The organism is Methylobacterium sp. 77 (assembly GCF_000372825.1).
GTDB lineage: Bacteria > Pseudomonadota > Alphaproteobacteria > Rhizobiales > Beijerinckiaceae > Methylobacterium.
Genome location: NZ_KB910516.1, coordinates 2,229,382 through 2,247,626, shown reverse-complemented (window position 1 = coordinate 2,247,626; position 18,245 = coordinate 2,229,382). Strand labels below are relative to the sequence as shown.

Genomic DNA, 18,245 nt, shown 5'->3' with positions numbered 1-18,245 from the left:
AACGTTCGCTGTCGCGTCCGCCCCTACGCCATCATGCCGAATGCCACAACGGACGTCACAATCATCGGATGAAGGGCGAGGCCACCACGACCCGAACGACAGAGAATCCCGCTTCGTTGTCCTGGCTGCGCTGAACGATGCCGAAACCGCCGGTTCCTTCGATGTCGCCCATCTGCGCGACCCGGATCCGCGGGGCGCGATCGACCGTCCGGCTAGCCTGACGGATATCCCGGCCCGAGCCGCGGGCATCGGCCTCGCGCCGCACGACGTCGATCTTGCGGTCGATGTTGCGACGCTGACGGTGCGACAGGATGCTGGCCTCGCGGAAATCCACGACCTTGAACCCCCCGGTCCGGGTGGAGACCACGACACGGGCGCTCGACGGCGTGGCGACCACATCTCCGACTCTCGCGGTCATATCGAGCTCGATCGGCAACGGCGTGGCCGCCACGCCGTCGGGCTGGCACGAGCATTGGTCGACGCGCTTCGTCCGGTAGAGGTTCGCTACCCGGAGCGTACGATAGGGCCGGCCGTCGAGGCCGATCGCGCGGTCGAGATCATTCTGGTCCGCACCGAGCGTGTAGAGGTTGGTGGCGGCATTCGGGCAAGCCGCCGCGCAGGCGGCCTCGTGGACGGGGATATCGGAACGTGAGGCCAGCCGCCCGAGCGGAAACAGGTAACCGTCGCAAGACCGGACGCAGACGGTACGGGTGCCGAGCGCTGAGGCCGTCAGCGCAGCGGACGCCGAACGGCTCGAGCGCGCAGCGACCGGCCGCTTGACGCGGGCCAAACGAGGCGTCTGCCGGAAGGATTGTGCAGCGGTGACGCGGCTCGCATTGGGGAGAGAGGCGTAGCGGGGTCTCGCCGGGCGCGGCATGGGCGCAGGCTGAGGCTGGACGGCCGGCCCGCGAAAGATCTCCTCGAAGAAGCCGAAGATGCCTCCCCGCTCCGAGGCCTGAACCAGGCTCGCCCCGGCAACGATGCCGCCGACGCCAAGGATGAGCCCGGCCATCAACGGTGCGATGACCCGTCTGTTCGCCGTGGAAATCTTTCTCGTTCCCATAGGGCCATTCACCCGCATCGTCTTCTCGACCCTTTAGAGATCCTTCATCAGGACGCCTGTCCTGCCTAAAGCCCGAAACAAGCGGTTCGCAACGGGGTAGACCACCGAGGGAGAAGAGTCCGGTGGGCAACCGGGCACAATCCAAGGTCGTTGTCCGGACCCGCCTGACGCTGTGTCGGCAACGAAAAGATTCGCCGTCCCAGCCAAAACCCGATCTGCGGTGCATTGGAGACTCGGCAGATAGCGGAGCGACGACAGCGCAACCGCATGTGAGGCCTCTCTTAGCCTTTGTTTTCCATTATAGCAGATGCTATACGCCAGCTCGCGTGCAGTGCAGCGCTCACGGGTAAGGTCGACGGATTTCCAGATATGGACAGGCTTAACGAGGATCGGGCGTGGCGTTTCAGCCGCGACACCCAGGAACAGCCGAGCCTCGGCCGTATGAACGCCAGCGTGCCGGTGCTGTCACACGGAAGCTGGCTGAGGCGGCTGCTGGCCTTCATCGGCCCAGGCTACATGATCTCTGTCGGCTACATGGACCCGGGCAATTGGGCGACCGACATCGCGGGAGGTGCCCAGTTCGGTTACACGCTGCTTGCCGTCATCCTGCTCTCCAACCTGATGGCGATCGTGCTGCAGGCTTTGTCGGCGCGGCTCGGAATCGCCACAGGTCGCGACCTCGCCCAGGCATGCCGAGATCACTATCCCCGACCCGTGAGCCTCGCGCTTTGGATCGCGTGCGAAGCGGCGATCATCGCCTGCGATCTCGCCGAGGTCATCGGCACCGCCATCGCCCTCAAGCTGCTCTTCGGCATTCCGCTCATCGTCGGAGCGATCATCACGGCCCTCGACGTCTTCCTGATCCTCCTTCTCATGCGGAGGGGCTTCAGGGCACTCGAAGCCTTCGTCATCGCGCTGCTTCTCGTGATCTTCGTGTGCTTCGGCATTCAGATCGCGCTCGCCGCACCTCCCGTCCAGGCGGTGCTGGCGGGGTTCATCCCCTCCACCGAGATCGTCACCAACCCAGCCGCACTCTACATCGCCATCGGCATCATCGGCGCGACAGTGATGCCGCATAATCTCTATCTGCACTCGTCCATCGTGCAGACACGGGCCTATCCCCGCACCGACGAGGGACGCCGCGGTGCTCTGCGTTTCGCGGTGACGGATTCGACTATCGCCCTGATGCTGGCGCTCTTCGTCAATGCAGCGATCCTGATCATGGCCGCCTCGGTGTTCCATTCCACCGGGCGAACCGACGTGCAGGAGATTGAGCAGGCCTACGAGCTGCTGTCACCGCTCCTCGGTGCCGGCATCGCGTCAACCCTGTTCGCCGTCGCCCTCCTCGCCTCGGGTCTCAACTCGACCGTGACCGCGACGCTGGCCGGCCAGATCGTCATGGAAGGCTTCCTGCGCCTGCGCATTCCCGACTGGGCGAGGCGTCTGATCACGCGCGGCATCGCCATCGTTCCCGTCGTCATCGTGACGGCACTTTACGGGGAAGACGGTACGGCGCGCCTGCTGGTGCTGAGCCAGGTCGTCCTGTCTATGCAATTGCCCTTCGCCGTCGTTCCCCTCGTCCGCTTCGTCTCGGACAAGGAAAAGATGGGAGCATTGGTCATCCCGGCCTGGCTGAAGTTCCTCGCCTGGGTGATCACCGCCATCATCATCGTTCTCAACATCAAGCTCTTGGTCGATACCGTCATCGGAGCCTGAGACCTGAACCAGCGCCCGCTTCCCAGAACGGGAGCGGGCGGGAAACTGATCACGACACCCTCGCCCAGGCCGCGTCACGGCATCGGGCGAACAAGCTTTGCCCGCGAATATAGCATGGACTATACTATTGAGACGAGGCGTCGATGATCAGCTTGGAGAGAATGGGCAGACGCGGAGCGGCAAGGATCAGGGAGACCGTATTGGCGCTCGCCGTCCTGGCAGCGTCGCCCGTCAAGTCAGAGCCTGGGCAGACCGGGGCCGTTGACGACCGACCGGCACAATCCGCTTCGCTGGAAGCCGATCGTCCCCCGTCGATACAAGACTCTCTCGGCGCATTCGGTGATCCGGGCGGCTTTCGCAGCATCACGACGGCGCGAGGTATCACTTACAATCTGCTCTACACGAACGAGGTTCTCGGCAACGTCGCGGGTGGAGTGAGGCGTGGCCCGATCCATGCCGGGAAGCTCGAGGCGGCGCTTACAGTCGATCTCGACCGACTCGTCGGTTGGACAGGCTGGGCTGCCTTCGCCAATGTCTTTCAGATCCACGATACGGGCGGCCTACGCGACAGAAGTTTCCAGCGGCTGATCACGGTCAGCAACATCGAAGCCTATCCGTCGACGCGGCTGTCGGAACTGTGGCTCGAGCGAACCTCGGAGAACGGGAATCTGAGCCTACGCATGGGGCAACTCGTGGCGGATGGCGAATTTTTCTCGTCCGACACCGGGAAGATCTTTCTCAGCAATGACTGGCCGACCATTACTGGGGCGAATCTGCCCAGCGGAGGACCGGCCTATCCTCTCTCGACCCCCGGCCTGCGACTTCGCTGGACGCCCGATGGTTCGGTGAGCGCCCTTGTCGCGATCTTCAATGGCGACCCCGGCAATCAGGCCAGCGTCAACCGAACGGGGTTGAACTTCCGGCTGAACGACGCGCCTCTCGTCATGGGAGAAGTTCAACTACGTTCGACGCCGGGGGCTGACGGGCTCCGAGGGAGCGTCAAGCTTGGCGGCTATCGGCATTTCGGACAGTTCGACGATTATCGCTTCGACCGGTCAGGATTGCCGCTGGCAAACATCGACAGCAATGAAACCGCCAAGCAGCACGCTGGCACCAGCGGCATCTATGCGGTTCTTGATAAGCATCTTTACCGGCCAGACGGCGGTGACGAAGACGCCGGTGTCTTCGCCTACACCCGTGTCTCCACGAGCCCTTCGGATCGAAATCTCGTCGATCTGTGGGCAGATGGAGGCATTGTCGTTGCTGGACTAGTACCGAACCGGCCGAAGGACACTTTCGGCCTGAGCTTCATCTACGCGCGTATCGGAGAAAACGCTCGCCGCTTCGATCAGGACCGCATGTCCTTCGCCTCGCCATTCGATATTGTTCGCAGCTACGAAGCCACTATCGAACTCACGTACCAATTCAATCTAGATCCGGGTTGGACCGTACAGCCCGACATCCAATACATTTTCAATCCTGGCGGCGGGATCGTCGACCCATCCCTGCCGAGCCGCCCTATCAGGGGCGGCGCCGTGTTCGGAATTCGGTCTACACTAACCTATTAGGATCAATCGGTCAGCGTCGATGATCACGACGGACGCGAACAGGCACGGGTTGAGGAGCGGGCAGAACACCCTCAGCCACTTCAACCATTCCACGGGCCGCAGCAGCGACCGCATGAAGAAAGCGCCGTGCAAGTGATCCAGCCGTCGACTCTTTCATTGCTACGTATCCGTGCTCGGGAACGGGTGAGGAACGCCACATCCGACACCGGGTTCCACACCCGCGTCAACATCTAATTGGGGTCACGCTCCCGGTGCAGACAAGATGCTTGGCGATATGACGCAGAGGTGGCCGGCCGTATGCCGGAGCGCTGGTCAAACGATTGCCGCTCGCCGCGCCGACTGGGGCGGCCTAACTCGCAAACCGATGATGACAGCCGACCTCTTCACCTGCCGCGTTATTGATATGGGCGCAAACCCGCACTCTCGAAAGGCAATCGTGACCGCTTTGTGTCGAAGTCAGGAACCGGCTCGATAACTTAGCGTTATTGCTGTCATGAGGTCGCGGCACAGGTCGCACCAGCTTCACAAGGATCACGGACATGCTTGGTTGGGCTGTAACATTTCTCGTCGTGGCCCTCGTGGCCGCCTTGCTTGGTTTCGGTGGCATTGCCGGTACGGCTATGGAAGCTGCGAAGCTCGTCTTCTTCGTCGCAATCGTGCTGTTCGCAATCTCAGCCGTCATTGGTCTGATGCGTGGTCGCTCGCCGACACTCTGACCATCGAGAGCAGAGATGTACCTGCGCATCTAGACTGCTAAAAGGAGAGAACCGCCGGATCATTTCGGCGGTTTTTCTCAAACCGATGCAGGACGCGGTACTCTGCCCGATCCAATGCTCATTTTAAAATCGTTGAGACTGCAATGGCTTAGGCGTCGTCTAAGGTTTCATTTTTGGATTCATCCATCCGGGCAATGAGATCGCGAAAGCGATCCGGGACCGGCTGCTGGACGATCGTGTCGTACATGACCCGCAGATGCATCCCGATCCTTTTCTGAGTGAGATCACTCAGTCGGTGCGTATCGACATCATGATGTCTTGATCCACGCTCCCGCTTCGATCGCGCCTCTACCAGTGAGGCGCGGCTCGTCTCGTGATCGTCCATTCAGTTATCCCCTTGATGCCGCGCAGTGGCATCGCCGCGATTGTTTTGCGGCTTGACATAAGTCATGGCTGCACCTGCAACGCGGCGCATCACAAACGGTTCCGAGCATGCGGAACAGAGGCCATCGATCCGCGTTATGGCGGTGGCGGTCATAAAAAACGGCAGAGCCAAGGGGATCTAATGTCGACAGCTCAACTCGTCGTGCAACATCTGCCGTATCTGCGCCGCTACGCGCGGGCGCTGACCGGCAGTCAAGTCGCCGGCGATGCGTACGTAGCCGCAACGCTGGAGACGCTCGTCAATGAGCCAGACACGCTCGGGCGCAGCACGAACGTCAAGGCGGATTTGTTTCGTGTTTATACGCGCATCTGGAATTCTCTCTCGGTGAACGGGCAGAGCGATCAGGTTCAGCATGATCTTCCGGCCGAAGTTCGTCTGGGCCAGATCACGCCGCTGCCGCGCCAGGCGTTTCTGCTGTCCTGCCTTGAAGGATTCTCCGAAGAGGATGCTGCGGTGATCCTCGAAGTCGATGTCTCGCAGGTGCGTGACCTCGTCGACGAGGCTGGCCGTGAACTCGCTGCCGACATGGCGACCGAGATCCTCATCATTGAGGACGAGCCCCTTATCGCGATGGACCTCGAAGCTCTCGTCGAGGGACTTGGGCACAACGTCATCGGCGTTGCGCGTACGCGGACCGAGGCGATCAAGATCGCATCCGAAGGCTCGCGCCCCGGCCTCATCCTGGCCGACATCCAACTCGCGGATGGGTCTTCCGGGCTCGACGCGGTGAACGACCTGCTGAAGACTTTCGAGGTCCCGGTGATCTTCATCACCGCCTATCCCGAGCGATTCCTGACAGGTGAACGTCCTGAGCCCGCCTTCTTGATCGCGAAGCCGTTCCAGCCCGCCAACGTGTCCGCGGTGATAAGCCAGGCGCTGTTTTTCCAGCAAAGTGCTCGTCGGCGAGAAAAGACTGCCTGATAACCCGAGAAGCGAACAGAAGCATTCGTCGGATGATCTCATACAAAAGCCCCGGTCCTTGACCGGGGCTTTTTGCATAAAGGGTTCAAGCTGTCCTGAAGCCTTCCACTTTATCGAAAAGGGAACGATCCTACGAAAAACGGGTCGGACATATGTCCGACCCGTGAGAAGTTTCCGGCCAATGCACAAGGGGAATGCGGGGGGAGGACCAGGCGGCCGGGTGACCTGATAACGGACAGGATACAACACGGTTCCAAAAAATGAGTCGGCCGCCATTTTGCAAATTGGCGTGATTTTTTAGCAACGTCCCTTCTCCTGCGGCTCATGGATCAGCGCAAATTTATCGCAATATCGAAGCCCGTATTTACTGACCATAAAGTTTTCGTTCAGTCGAGGAACCGATGACGATTTGATCGCGTTGTCGAGCATCCTGTCAAGCTCCGCTTGGAGATTACGCCGATGCTTCGGTCTGCCTTCCTCCTGAGTGTCAGTGGACCAGCGGCCCTTCTTGCGGTGATTTTTCATCCGATTCTTCAGCGGGAGGCTGACCTTCGTTCCCCCCCAGCGTCGGCGACCCTGTCGACCGTCGCAGTTGCCGCTGCCGCTGCCGCACCAGCGGGGCGCATTGCGCTTTCAGGATCGATACCCGCCGGAGCGGCGGTTGTACGTGTGTCGACGGCGCGGACAACCGAGCGCTTGGCACCAGCAATTTCTGACGATCGAAACTCGGCTTCGAGTGAGAAGCCTATGCTTAAGCCGCGCCGCTCCATGCGGGATGGCTGCGAGGGTGCGATCAGTTCACTTGCTGGGCCGGAAGCACGTCGAATGATACCGGGACGCTGCATCGCCTGAGCGAGCGCTGGATTTCGGTACTCATCGGGAATGGACCAAAAAGCCCTTCGCTTGCAGCGTGGGGCTTTTCGTTGTCGATCTTTTTTGAAAACGGTGGAGCGAACAAAAAGAAAGGCGCGCGCCGGAAATCGGCACGCGCCTCGCTCCACTTAGATCAAGGCTTTTAGTCTTCGCCCGGCCGTCCGGGGCCAGTCGACTGACCGCCCTTGCGTCCCGCCGACGAGGCGAGTTCGCGATCCTGGGAGAAAGAGCGCTTCTCGGCCGGCACACTGCGCCCGCCTTTGCTCGCGATTTCGCGTTGCCGCTCCAAATCCATCGACGCAAAACCTCGCTTCGAGGTAGAATTTCCTGATGCCATCAGCGCCTCCTCAGCATGTGGTTCTCGAAAAGGACAACCTTCGCCAATATCGATGGTTCCTCTGCGAGCGTAACCGAAGATAAATGGCCGGCTCCATCTCGCCCGTCCCGATCCAAGATTGGCGGAGTAGCTCTAGGCACGCCAGAAACGTCATCCTGGATTTCAGCACGGAACCTTCCTCGGCCATGCTGCCGAGCTCTCCCCGCTGGTCCCCGATCGCGTCAAGCTCGTGTCAGCACGGTGCGGGGCTGGACAATGTTGGGGCAAACCGCATGGATACGCGAGATGAAGGCGACCGACGGCGGGCGCCCGTCAACGGAGCGCTCGAAATGGTCCAGGCATCATGACTCTCGATACCGAGGTCACTTCGCTGCGCCAAGTGCCATTGTTCCGAGGAGTGGAGCCGTCGAGGCTCAAGCTCCTTGCCTTCACGAGTGAGCGCGTCCATTTCGAGGCTGGCCAGCAGCTTTTCGCCAGAGGCGATGTGGCCGATGCAGCCTACCTGATCCTGGAAGGTTCGGCCGCCGTCACCATTGACGGGTCATACGGTTCATTCCGACTCGCACTCCTCGGGCCGAATGCCCTCGTCGGTGAAATGGGCATCCTGGCGGATCAGCCGCGATCGGCCACTGTTCAGGCAGAAAGTGCCGTCACGGCTTTGCGGATCGATCGGACCGTGTTTCTTGAGTTACTGGCTCAGTTCCCACAGATCAGCATCGCTGTGATGCGGGAACTTGCTCTGAGACTGGAGCACACAAATCAGCAATTGGCCGAACGCCGAAGCTGAGCCTGCACCATTACCCTGTCGGATAGGTAATGAACTCCATCAGGGATCCGTCAGGATCACGGAAATAGACGCTCAATCCGGAGCCTGCGGCGCCGCTACGCTCAACAGGGCCTAACTCGACCGGTACGCCCTGCGCAGCAAGATGGGCGACTGCATCCTCGATCGATCCTGACCAACGGAAGCAGAGATCGCTGCCGCCCGGCATGACCGGTCGTTCCGCCAAGGGCTTGGGCGAAAGACCGGGACCATGGACGTTCAACTGCACTCCGCCGAACCGATAGGCGAAGCCTTTCCCGCGCGACACGATCTCGGCCCCCATCACATCACGATAGAATGCGGTGGACCGCTCCCAATCGGAGACGTGGATCACGCAATGGTCGAGATGGACCGCCGGACCCAATGCGGCGAGCGGCTCCTCGATATCCGAAACGGTCAGCGTCTGTGTGTCGGCCATCTGACATGCCTCCCGTGTTCCAGCGGCCCGGCTGCAATGGCTCGACCATGCCTTCTCAAGCCAAGGTGAGCAAACGCAGCTGGTTCATCTCGAAAAGGCAAATTTGATCTGAGGTTGATTGTGTTGATTTCAGATTGACAACTTGGTTTCCGATTCACGTTATGGAGACTTCACGGACATCATCCCCTTGCCGCAAATCTCTCTGGGTCATTGATGTCAAAACCATGGTTTTCGCGATCGCTGCCAACCACTTGCGGCTTGAGGGCAAGCAAGGCGTGTCCATGCCGTCTCCTGATATCGGTGCGGCACCACCTCACCCGACGCGGCTCTTGGGGTGCACTTCGGGCACGGAAGCAGCAGGCGTTCGAGCGCGCTGGAAATGGGTCGGCGTCAGTGTACTGAACGCGCCAGGTCGGCCGAGTCAGACCGGCTGGGCTCACAAGCGATACCTGCCGTAAAATCCGCCCATATGAGCACGTTCGCTCCTGCTGCGACGTGAAAGACACAACATCGGCCTCCCCCGGAAGGTAGTCATGTGGGCAATGCCCCGCCCGACGACCACTCTCGTGGAGTTCTCGATGCATATTCGCCGCGTCTTTCTCAGCCTGCTCGTCATCGCCCCATTGGCCGCATGCAATTCTCGCGGCCCGATGACCGTCGCGCAGGACGACGAGGCCGCTTGGTATACGGGATCGATGCCCGATAAGCCCTACGACGTGCCCCTGGTCGATACCTCGCGGCTCGATCCGAAGTACCGCCGGCAGGTGGTCCGCTACACCGGAGCGGAGCGTCCGGGAACGATCGTCGTTGACATCGACAACCGCCAGCTTGCCTTGGTGCAGGAGGATGGAAATGCCCGTCAGTACGGCATCGGTGTAGGTAAGCTCGGGTTCTCCTGGAAGGGCGAAGCAAAGGTTGGACGTAAGGGGGTTTGGCCGGATTGGAGCCCCACCACCACGATGGTCTCTCTCAACCCCGACTTGCCGCGGACGCGCAAAGGCGGAGTCGACAACCCGCTCGGCGCCCGAGCGCTCTACCTCTACCAGAACAACCGGGACATCCTGTTCCGCATCCATGGTACCAACGAGCCGTGGAGCATCGGAGAACAGATGTCGTCCGGTTGCGTGCGCATGCTCAACGAAGACATTGTCGACCTGTTCGAACGTGTCCCGGTCGGCACGCGGGTGTTGGTGAAGCGCAACGGCAAATATCGGGTCTAACCATTCCTGAGTCAGCGAGGCCGGGCGGCCTCAATGCACCGATACTCGATGCACCGATAACAGTGCCGATACTACGTGCACCGATCCAACTCCCTTGGGAGTGCCGATCGTCGGCGGCCCGCGACCACCGGTTACAATGTGGTGGTCTCTCTCATCCCTCTCGGGCTGATGGGCCTGGGCGTTTCGCGAGCGGTAGCGTAGAATTCGGTGCGTCTCTATGGATGCATCCGGGCTACAGAGCCTCTCGATGACAAGGCGGATTGACCGTGGTGTAAAGCGGAGGCGTCTGGTTAGGCGTTCATCTTGCGTTGCAACATGAGATGGTCCAACGGGGCATCGACGGGCATCGTGCCCCATACTGTTGCAAGCGGATCGGTGACGATGGCGAAGTGGGTCTACTCGTTCGGCGATGGCAAGGCCGAGGGCCAGTCGTCCATGCGCAACCTCCTCGGAGGCAAGGGTGCCAACCTCGCCGAGATGTCGAATCTCGGTCTGCCGGTTCCTCCGGGCTTCACCATCACTACGGAAGTCTGCACGTGGTACTACGATAATGACCGTCAGTACCCGGCGGAGCTGAAAGCCGAGGTCCAGGCCGCCCTTGACGCCGTCGGTGCGCTCACCGGCCGCGGTTTCGGCGATCCGAAAAACCCGCTTCTCGTCTCGGTCCGTTCTGGCGCGCGCGCCTCTATGCCGGGCATGATGGACACGGTGCTGAACCTTGGCCTGAACGACGTGACCGTCGAGGCTTTGGCGGAAGGGGCGGGCGATCCGCGCTTCGCCTATGATTCCTACCGCCGCTTCATCACCATGTACTCAAACGTGGTGCTCAACGTGGAGCACCACGCCTTCGAGGAAGCGCTGGAGCACTACAAGGAGACCAAGGGCTTCAATCTCGACACCGAACTCGGTGCAGCGGATTGGAAGCATATGATCGGGCTCTACAAGAATATCGTCCGCCAGGAGCACGGCTCGGACTTCCCGCAAGGTGCAGAAGATCAGCTATGGGGCGCCATCGGCGCCGTGTTCAGCTCGTGGATGATCCCGCGCGCCAAGAAGTACCGCGAGCTCAACAACATCCCCGAGAGCTGGGGCACTGCGGTGAACGTCCAGGCCATGGTGTTCGGCAACATGGGCGATACATCGGCCACGGGCGTCGCGTTCACCCGCAACCCCTCCACCGGTGAACGTGCGCTCTACGGTGAGTTCCTCATCAACGCACAAGGCGAAGACGTGGTGGCGGGCATCCGCACTCCGCAGGACATCACCGAGAAGGCGCGGATCGAGGCCAAGTCCGACAAGCCCTCGATGGAGCGGGCCATGCCCGAATCCTACGCGGAGCTCGTGCGGATCTACGGCCTGCTCGAGACGCATTACCGCGATATGCAGGACATGGAGTTCACCATCGAGAGCGGCAAGCTCTGGATGCTCCAAACCCGCAACGGTAAGCGCACCGCCAAGGCAGCACTCCGCATCGCCGTTGATCTCGCCGCTGAAGGCCTGATCACTGAGGAGGAGGCAATCGGCAGGGTTGAGCCCGCCGCCCTCGACCAGCTTCTTCACCCCACCATCGACCCGAAGGCCGAGCGCAAGGTCATCGCCTCCGGCCTGCCGGCCTCGCCGGGCGCGGCCACAGGTGAGATCGTGTTCAATTCCGAGGATGCCGAGGCCGCTCGCAAGGCCGAGCGCAAGTGTATCCTCGTGCGGATCGAGACGAGCCCCGAGGATATCCACGGGATGCACGCGTCGGAAGGCATCCTCACCACGCGCGGCGGCATGACATCGCACGCCGCCGTGGTCGCCCGTGGCATGGGCAAGCCTTGTGTCTCGGGCTGCGGAACGATCCGCGTCGACTATAAGGCCGGTACACTCTCGGTGGCGGGCACGACGCTGAAGGCCGGCGACAAGATCACCATCGACGGTTCCACGGGTCAGGTTCTCCTCGGCGAAGTCAAGATGCTGGAGCCTTCGCTCTCCGGCGAGTTCGCGACCCTGATGGGCTGGGCCGACAAGGTCCGCACCATGAAGGTTCGCACCAATGCCGACACGCCAACAGACGCCCGTGCCGCGCGCAACTTCGGCGCCGAAGGTATCGGCCTGTGCCGGACCGAGCACATGTTCTTCGAGGGCGACCGCATCGTCGCCGTGCGTGAGATGATCCTCGCCGACGACGTCGAGGGTCGCCGCTCGGCCCTGGCCAAGATCCTACCCTACCAGCGCCAGGATTTCGTCGAGCTGTTCACGATCATGTCCGGCCTGCCGGTGACGATCCGCCTGCTCGATCCCCCGCTGCACGAGTTCCTGCCACATACCGATGCCGAGGTGCAGGATGTTGCCAAGAGCACCGGTGTGTCCGAGGACAAGCTCCGCCGCCGGATGAGCGAACTCCACGAGTTCAATCCGATGCTCGGCTTCCGTGGATGCCGCCTCGCCATCGCTTTCCCAGAAATTGCGGAAATGCAGGCCCGCGCCATCTTCGAGGCTGCCGTACAGGCCGCCAAGGAAACCGGCCAGCCTGTCACCGCTGAGGTAATGGTGCCGCTGGTTTTCACTCAGATGGAATTCGACATCGTCAAGGCACGGATCGACGCCATGGCGAAGGCCGTGACCGAGGAGACCGGAGCCGAACTGTCCTATCAGGTTGGCACCATGATCGAGCTGCCGCGTGCAGCACTCCGCGCCGGCGATATCGCGAAGACCGCCGAGTTCTTCTCCTTCGGCACCAATGACTTGACCCAGACCGCACTCGGTATCTCGCGTGACGACGCGGCGACATTCCTGGGGGCCTACACCCAGAAAGGTATCCTCACCGCCGATCCGTTCATCTCGATCGATCAGGAAGGCGTGGGCGAACTGGTCCGCATCGGTGTCGAGCGGGGCAGGGCGGTTCGTCCGAACATCAAGCTCGGCATCTGCGGAGAGCACGGCGGTGATCCGGCATCGATCGGATTCTGCCAGGAGGTCGGACTCGATTACGTGTCCTGCTCACCATATCGCGTGCCGATCGCGCGTCTCGCCGCCGCTCAGGCAGCCTTGGCGACACGGGACAAGACCCGCGGCTGATTGGCCTGCAATTTCAAAATCACGAACACGAGGGGGCAGCTGATGGCTGCCCTTTTTCGTTGGTTTGCCACCGCTCGAATTCTCGCTGAATAAATCTTTGAAAAATCGGTGAACCGATGTCGCACGAGCACGTTCAGTGCTAGTGCCAGACCAGTGCGCGACGACGCTCCCGGCTGGGTGGGGTGGCACAGAAACGCGCGGGAACGCCGACCATGAGCGACTCGAGCCCTAACCCGTTATTCCTCGATGAAAATCCCGCCGCCGTTCCATTTCCGCGGATACTGCAGCAGACCTATATTTGGGTTCTCTCGATGCTTTGCGGCATCGTGACCGTCGCGCTTCTTGTCTTTGCGGTTGCTACTCAGAGCAGCGGAGATGCTGAGCGAATCGCCGACATGAAGGGACGATCGAGCATGAGTTCGCTCGTCGGAGCCCTCGCCGTGACATACGGCAGACCCGGACGTTTCTGATCGGATTCGCGGTCGGGATGTGTTTGCGGCTGACGACAGCGATGTCAGCCAACGGTCTTAAGACACTCGCAACCATAACCATCGATAGTTCTGATCACGCCAGTCGCTCCCGACGCACGGGAGCAGTCTGTCGAGGGTTCATGAGCGGGTTGGTTGGTCGTGAGTACGAGACGCGTTCGCCGGTCCTTACGAAGGCATTGGCTCCGTACTTCCCTTGCGCCCTGGACACTGGCGCTAGGCTTTATCGTCTCCTTCACTGCGACAGCCGGTACCAATCCATCTGCCCTTGGTCACATGGAACCGAGCGCGTCAGGAATTGCCTTGCCGCTTTCGCACGATACGCCAGGCACCCGTCGGCGCACCGACGTGAAGGCGACAGAGCGGCTGTATCCGAACCACGCCGCGCGAGGCCCGAACGACACAGCGGCAAGTCTTCTCAACGTCGGTCTGGCAGGTTCGGACGGAGATCTCCTCATCCCCGGATCAGCAATCTGGACGCCGGACTTCGAACCCACTGCGGGCTTCACGCCGCCCGCCAGAGATGACGAAACCGAAGTACCCTCAGACGGCTCCACCCCTGCCATTCCCCGCGCCATCGCGCTGTCCTCGACGACGCCCGCCCCAGCGGATGCCACACCGATCGAAGTCGCAGCCGCAAGCCTGATGTTCCCAGGTTTCTCGCCGCAAAAGGAGACTAGCATCGGCGGCGGCGAGGCCGCTCCCGACGACGCCCGCCACCGCTACGCCGACCTCATTGGCCCGGACGCCATGGACCGGGAACAGCGCTGCCTCGCCGAGGCAGTGTATTTCGAGGCTCGCAGTGAGCCGGAGGAAGGCCAGGCGGCCGTCGCTCAGGTTGTGCTGAACCGCGTCAAGAGCGGCCTATATCCCTCGAATGTCTGCGGCGTGGTCTACCAGAACCGTCATCGCTATATGGGCTGCCAGTTCTCTTTCGCCTGTGAGGGCAAGTCGCTGCACATCACCGACGGCCCGTCCTGGCAGAGCGCCACCCGTATCGCCAGCGCGGTGATCGAGGGCCGAACCTACCTCAGTGAGGTTGGAGGTGCCACGCATTACCACGCCGACTACGTCAAACCCGGCTGGTCGCGGCGCCTGAAGAAGATGGACGTGATCGGCCGGCACATCTTCTACCAGCTCAAGCGTGGGCAGACTTGAATTCGCCTTAACGACGCGTGACTCAAACAAAATGACTTTACTTAAGCAGAATCGGATCTGCGTAGTCTTAAGCCAGGGTTAATTTTACCCTGATCTCCGATACAGCTTGCTCCGAGCGCAACTTGACCGCCTCTAGTGCGTCGAAGAGTGCGTGCCGTCATTGGCCGTGCACCGATCACAACGCATTTCAGTGTCGAGGATTCCGTCATGACCGCGCCGGTCGCTCATTTGACCCAACTTGCCTCCGCCCTCGCCAGCGCCATCCTCGGTGTTTCCGCTCTCGTGACATCGGCTCAGGCCGGTGGCTGTGGCGGAGCCGAGTGCTACCGTCACGTCACCACCCCGCCGGTCTACGACACCGTTTCCGAGCGCGTTCTCGTCCGTCCCGCGAGGACGGTCTACCGCTCCATCCCGCCCGTCTTCGAGACCGTCTCCGAACAGATCCAGGTCTCGCCCGGTGGCCGCGTGTGGCAGACACGTCGCGATGCCTATGGCGAGATGATCGGCTGCTGGGTGAACATCCCTCCGCGCTTCGCGGTTCGTCATCGCCGCGTACTGGCGCAGCCGGGCCAGACCATCCCCGAGACGATCCCCGCCGAATATGCCAGCGTTCAACGCTCGGTCCTCGTCTCACGCGGCCGGTCCGGTTGGGTTCCGGCCTATGGCGGCGGAGGCGGGTATGTCGGCTCCCATGGAACGCGCCTCGTGGGCTCAATCCCCGACGCGTTCGGCATCACCGGCGCCAGTTCGGCCGATATCGGCGTCGGTCTCGGCTTCTCCAGCGGCAGCATCTACGACGGCTATTGATCGATCGAAACGGCAACATCACGGCCTCGGGCGCCTCCGCGCTCGGGGCCGTCTTGATTCATGCCAACTGCGCCACAGGTCTCACGTGGGCGAAGAGGAGACCGACGGACATGGCGACGTTCAAGGCGTGGGTGATCGAGAAGAGCGAGGCGGGTCAGACCCTTCGCTTCACGGATTTTGACGAGGCCGACCTGATGGACGGGGACGTCACGATCCGGGTCACGCACTCGACCCTGAACTACAAGGACGGATTGGCGATGACCGGGCGCTCGCCCGTGGTGCGCCGGTTCCCCATGATTCCCGGCATCGATTTCTCCGGCATCGTTGAGAGTTCGGACCATCCCGGCTACAAGCCCGGCGATGCGGTTCTGCTCACGGGCTGGGGCGTAGGCGAGAGTCATCTCGGTGCTTATTCGGAACGGGCGCGGGTGAAAGGCGACTGGCTGGTACCGCTGCCGACAGGATTGAAGCCCGAAGAAGCCATGGCCGTGGGCACCGCGGGCTATACCGCCATGCTCTGTCTCATGGCCCTGGATGCCCACGGCCTGAAACCGTCCGATGGTCCCGCCATCGTCACCGGCGCATCGGGCGGTGTCGGCTCGGTGGCGGTGGCACTCCTCGCCAAAGCCGGCTGGCATGTCATCGCCGTCACGGGGAGAGCCAGCGAGGCGGAATACCTCAAATCCCTTGGCGCCTCCGAAATCATGGACCGGTCCGAATTATCCAATCCTGGCAAGCCGCTGGCGAAGGAGCGATGGGCCGCCGGAATTGACGCGGTGGGTTCGACGACCCTCGCCAATCTCCTCGCTTCGACCAAAGCAGATGGCGCCATTGCCGCCTGTGGTCTTGCGGGCGGCATGGACCTGCCGACCTCGGTGGCACCCTTCATCCTGCGCGGGGTCACGCTGTTCGGGATCAATAGCGTCAGCACGCCCCTTCCCAAGCGCAAAGAGGCGTGGGCGAGGATCGCGCGAGACCTTGACCGCACTCTCCTCGCCACGATGACCACCACAGTGCCTCTCTCCGAGGTCGGGTCTCTCGCAGAAGATATTCTGGAGGGACGGACGCGTGGTCGGACCGTGGTATCGGTCGGTCAAGCCTAAGCGGAACTGTTTCGCCTCCAGAGCATTGCCGATTCCATGAGCAGTGCATTCGTCAAAGAGCGTGAGGGCGGCGAAGCCTTCGAGGATCTTCCCGATCGTCCGATCTCGCCCCATACAAATTTTGTCACCTCCCAAGGTCTCGCCAACATGGAGGCTGAGGTCGCGCGGCTACAGGCGGAGTTTACCGCGCTGACGCCGGGCGCCAAGGCCGACGAGGCTCGCGTGACCCGCGACTTAGCCTATTGGACCGCCCGTCTCGGTTCGGCCGAGCTGGTTGAACCCATGGACGGCGACACGGTCCATTTCGGGTCGAAGGTCTCGATCATCAAGGAAGACGAAACCAAGCAGACGTTTCGCATCGTCGGGGAAGACGAGGCCGATCCCGCCAAGGGGTCGATATCCTACGTTTCTCCTATGGCGAAGGCGCTGACGGGTAAGAGCGCCGGCGATACCGTCGAGGTCAACGGCCACGAGATCGAGATCGAGTCGATCGGCTAATCTAGGCACCGATGCCTTCGATCATCGGACGCATTGCGCCAATCTCGGTGGCCATATCGTCCATGAAGGCCCTGACCCGCGGGGCGTGACGCAGATCCGCATGGGTTAAAATCCAGAGCGAGCTCGCCAAGGCGGGCTCGTTCTCGGACAAGCGGACCAGATTAGGGCGCGTATCAGCTTCCCATCGCGGCAACGGTCCAATCCCGCATCCGGCCTCGATGGCCTCGCGTAATCCGAGCACGGTATTGATCGACATCGCGAGCTTGTCCGACATCATCTGCGACTTCGCATAGGCGGCGAACCGGCCGCCGGCTACGACTTCGCTTGGGCAGACCCACGGGCATTCGGCGAGCGGTCGTCCAACGAAGTTCCGTGTTCCGTAGAGTGCCCAATTGATCGTCGCGAGACGCCTCCCGACGAGGCTCGGTGGCGGTCGATCGCTCGCGCGGATCGCCACGTCGGCATCCCGGCACAGGTTGAGGGATTCTTCGGCGAGAACGAGATCCAGCCTGATGCGCGGATAACGCCGCTGAAACCGAGCGAAGATCGGCATGAGGATCGAGGTGACGAGTCCGGCGGGCGCGGTGATGCGAAGGTCGCCGGCTGGTTCGGAGGAACGCCCCGCCAGTTCTCGGTTGAACTGCGCCACCGTGTCGTCCATCCGGCTGGCGGCGAGCACCATGGCGCGGCCGGCATCGGTGGCCACGTAGCCCGATCGATGGCGCTCGAAAAGCGGTTGTTGGATCGACGCCTCAATAGTGGCGAGGCGGCGGAATGCCGTCGAGTGGTTGATACCGAGCTGATCGGCGGCACGCGTCAAGCCGCCTTGATCGGCGATGGCTCTTACGAGGCGGAAGTCATCCCAATCCGACACGGCCAGCTTTCATTCCCAAAGAACCTTGCTTCGATGAGCCTTGCATCGATGCAAAACAACTTTTGCAGATCGAGGCATTTCCGCAAGGCTCGCGAAGGCAGATATCAGCGCCAGGAAAACGGCTGCGCTGCAGCCTCCCGGAATTTGGAGTGAACAC

General features: G+C 61.7%; 18 protein-coding genes. 13 read left to right on the top strand and 5 right to left on the bottom strand.

Annotation, left to right across the window (positions count from 1 at the left end; all coding sequences use genetic code 11):
• Positions 1-61 precede the first annotated feature (61 nt).
• The gene (locus A3OK_RS0110680; protein WP_051092919.1) at positions 62-1,012 is read right to left on the bottom strand and encodes a DUF2865 domain-containing protein; all 951 of its coding nucleotides are present in this window, start codon (positions 1,010-1,012) and stop codon (positions 62-64) included.
• 420 nt (positions 1,013-1,432) lie between these two features.
• Between A3OK_RS0110680 and A3OK_RS0110675 the strand changes: the two genes are divergently transcribed.
• The 3 genes from A3OK_RS0110675 (at position 1,433) to A3OK_RS23580 (ending at position 5,063) form a co-directional block, all read left to right on the top strand.
• Positions 1,433-2,779, top strand: a complete 1,347-nt coding sequence (locus tag A3OK_RS0110675) for an Nramp family divalent metal transporter (protein WP_026597131.1) — start codon at positions 1,433-1,435, stop codon at positions 2,777-2,779.
• Between the two features lie 200 nt (positions 2,780-2,979).
• Positions 2,980-4,347 (top strand): carbohydrate porin, encoded by a 1,368-nt coding sequence (locus A3OK_RS0110670; protein ID WP_019904853.1) that lies wholly within the window; start codon positions 2,980-2,982, stop codon positions 4,345-4,347.
• A 539-nt stretch (positions 4,348-4,886) separates the two neighbouring features.
• A complete protein-coding gene (locus tag A3OK_RS23580; RefSeq protein ID WP_003599466.1) occupies positions 4,887-5,063 on the top strand; it encodes a DUF1328 domain-containing protein in 177 nt (58 codons plus the stop codon).
• 148 nt (positions 5,064-5,211) lie between these two features.
• On the opposite strand, the gene A3OK_RS23980 is transcribed toward A3OK_RS23580, so the two are convergent.
• Entirely contained in the window at positions 5,212-5,448 is a 237-nt protein-coding gene (locus tag A3OK_RS23980) for a NepR family anti-sigma factor (RefSeq protein ID WP_026597130.1), read from the bottom strand.
• A gap of 180 nt (positions 5,449-5,628) precedes the next feature.
• Between A3OK_RS23980 and A3OK_RS0110650 the strand changes: the two genes are divergently transcribed.
• Complete coding sequence (locus tag A3OK_RS0110650) at positions 5,629-6,429, top strand: response regulator (RefSeq protein ID WP_019904850.1); 801 nt, start codon at positions 5,629-5,631, stop codon at positions 6,427-6,429.
• A 1,015-nt stretch (positions 6,430-7,444) separates the two neighbouring features.
• Here A3OK_RS0110650 and A3OK_RS0110645 read toward each other — a convergent pair.
• Entirely contained in the window at positions 7,445-7,639 is a 195-nt protein-coding gene (locus A3OK_RS0110645) for a KGG domain-containing protein (RefSeq protein WP_026597129.1), read from the bottom strand.
• A 343-nt stretch (positions 7,640-7,982) separates the two neighbouring features.
• On the opposite strand from A3OK_RS0110645, the gene A3OK_RS0110640 reads away from it, so the two are divergent.
• The gene (locus A3OK_RS0110640) at positions 7,983-8,426 is read left to right on the top strand and encodes a cyclic nucleotide-binding domain-containing protein (protein WP_019904848.1); all 444 of its coding nucleotides are present in this window, start codon (positions 7,983-7,985) and stop codon (positions 8,424-8,426) included.
• A gap of 10 nt (positions 8,427-8,436) precedes the next feature.
• Here A3OK_RS0110640 and A3OK_RS0110635 read toward each other — a convergent pair whose 3' ends face one another.
• Positions 8,437-8,880: a VOC family protein gene (locus A3OK_RS0110635; protein WP_019904847.1), complete on the bottom strand. Its 444-nt coding sequence runs from the start codon at positions 8,878-8,880 to the stop codon at positions 8,437-8,439.
• Positions 8,881-9,458: 578 nt separating this feature from the next.
• On the opposite strand from A3OK_RS0110635, the gene A3OK_RS0110630 reads away from it, so the two are divergent.
• The 7 genes from A3OK_RS0110630 to greA all read left to right on the top strand — a co-directional run bounded on the left by A3OK_RS0110630 (position 9,459) and on the right by greA (position 17,214).
• Positions 9,459-10,100: a L,D-transpeptidase gene (locus A3OK_RS0110630; protein ID WP_036302773.1), complete on the top strand. Its 642-nt coding sequence runs from the start codon at positions 9,459-9,461 to the stop codon at positions 10,098-10,100.
• A gap of 381 nt (positions 10,101-10,481) precedes the next feature.
• Positions 10,482-13,160 (top strand): pyruvate, phosphate dikinase, encoded by a 2,679-nt coding sequence (gene ppdK, locus A3OK_RS0110625; RefSeq protein WP_019904845.1) that lies wholly within the window; start codon positions 10,482-10,484, stop codon positions 13,158-13,160.
• A gap of 212 nt (positions 13,161-13,372) precedes the next feature.
• A complete protein-coding gene (locus tag A3OK_RS23975; RefSeq protein ID WP_155911999.1) occupies positions 13,373-13,630 on the top strand; it encodes a hypothetical protein in 258 nt (85 codons plus the stop codon).
• A 321-nt stretch (positions 13,631-13,951) separates the two neighbouring features.
• Positions 13,952-14,806, top strand: coding sequence for a cell wall hydrolase (locus A3OK_RS0110620; protein WP_348625423.1), 855 nt, complete (start codon positions 13,952-13,954; stop codon positions 14,804-14,806).
• 207 nt (positions 14,807-15,013) lie between these two features.
• Positions 15,014-15,613: a hypothetical protein gene (locus A3OK_RS0110615; protein WP_026597126.1), complete on the top strand. Its 600-nt coding sequence runs from the start codon at positions 15,014-15,016 to the stop codon at positions 15,611-15,613.
• 110 nt (positions 15,614-15,723) lie between these two features.
• On the top strand, positions 15,724-16,716 hold the full coding sequence (locus tag A3OK_RS0110610) for an MDR family oxidoreductase (protein WP_026597125.1): 993 nt from the start codon (positions 15,724-15,726) through the stop codon (positions 16,714-16,716).
• A 36-nt stretch (positions 16,717-16,752) separates the two neighbouring features.
• Positions 16,753-17,214, top strand: coding sequence for a transcription elongation factor GreA (greA, locus tag A3OK_RS0110605; protein WP_019904841.1), 462 nt, complete (start codon positions 16,753-16,755; stop codon positions 17,212-17,214).
• A 1-nt stretch (position 17,215) separates the two neighbouring features.
• On the opposite strand, the gene A3OK_RS0110600 is transcribed toward greA, so the two are convergent.
• A complete protein-coding gene (locus A3OK_RS0110600; protein WP_348625430.1) occupies positions 17,216-18,034 on the bottom strand; it encodes a LysR family transcriptional regulator in 819 nt (272 codons plus the stop codon).
• On the opposite strand from A3OK_RS0110600, the gene A3OK_RS24570 reads away from it, so the two are divergent.
• On the top strand, positions 17,933-18,241 hold the full coding sequence (locus A3OK_RS24570; RefSeq protein ID WP_245259461.1) for a hypothetical protein: 309 nt from the start codon (positions 17,933-17,935) through the stop codon (positions 18,239-18,241). The genes A3OK_RS0110600 and A3OK_RS24570 overlap by 102 nt on opposite strands.
• Positions 18,242-18,245: the final 4 nt, after the last annotated feature.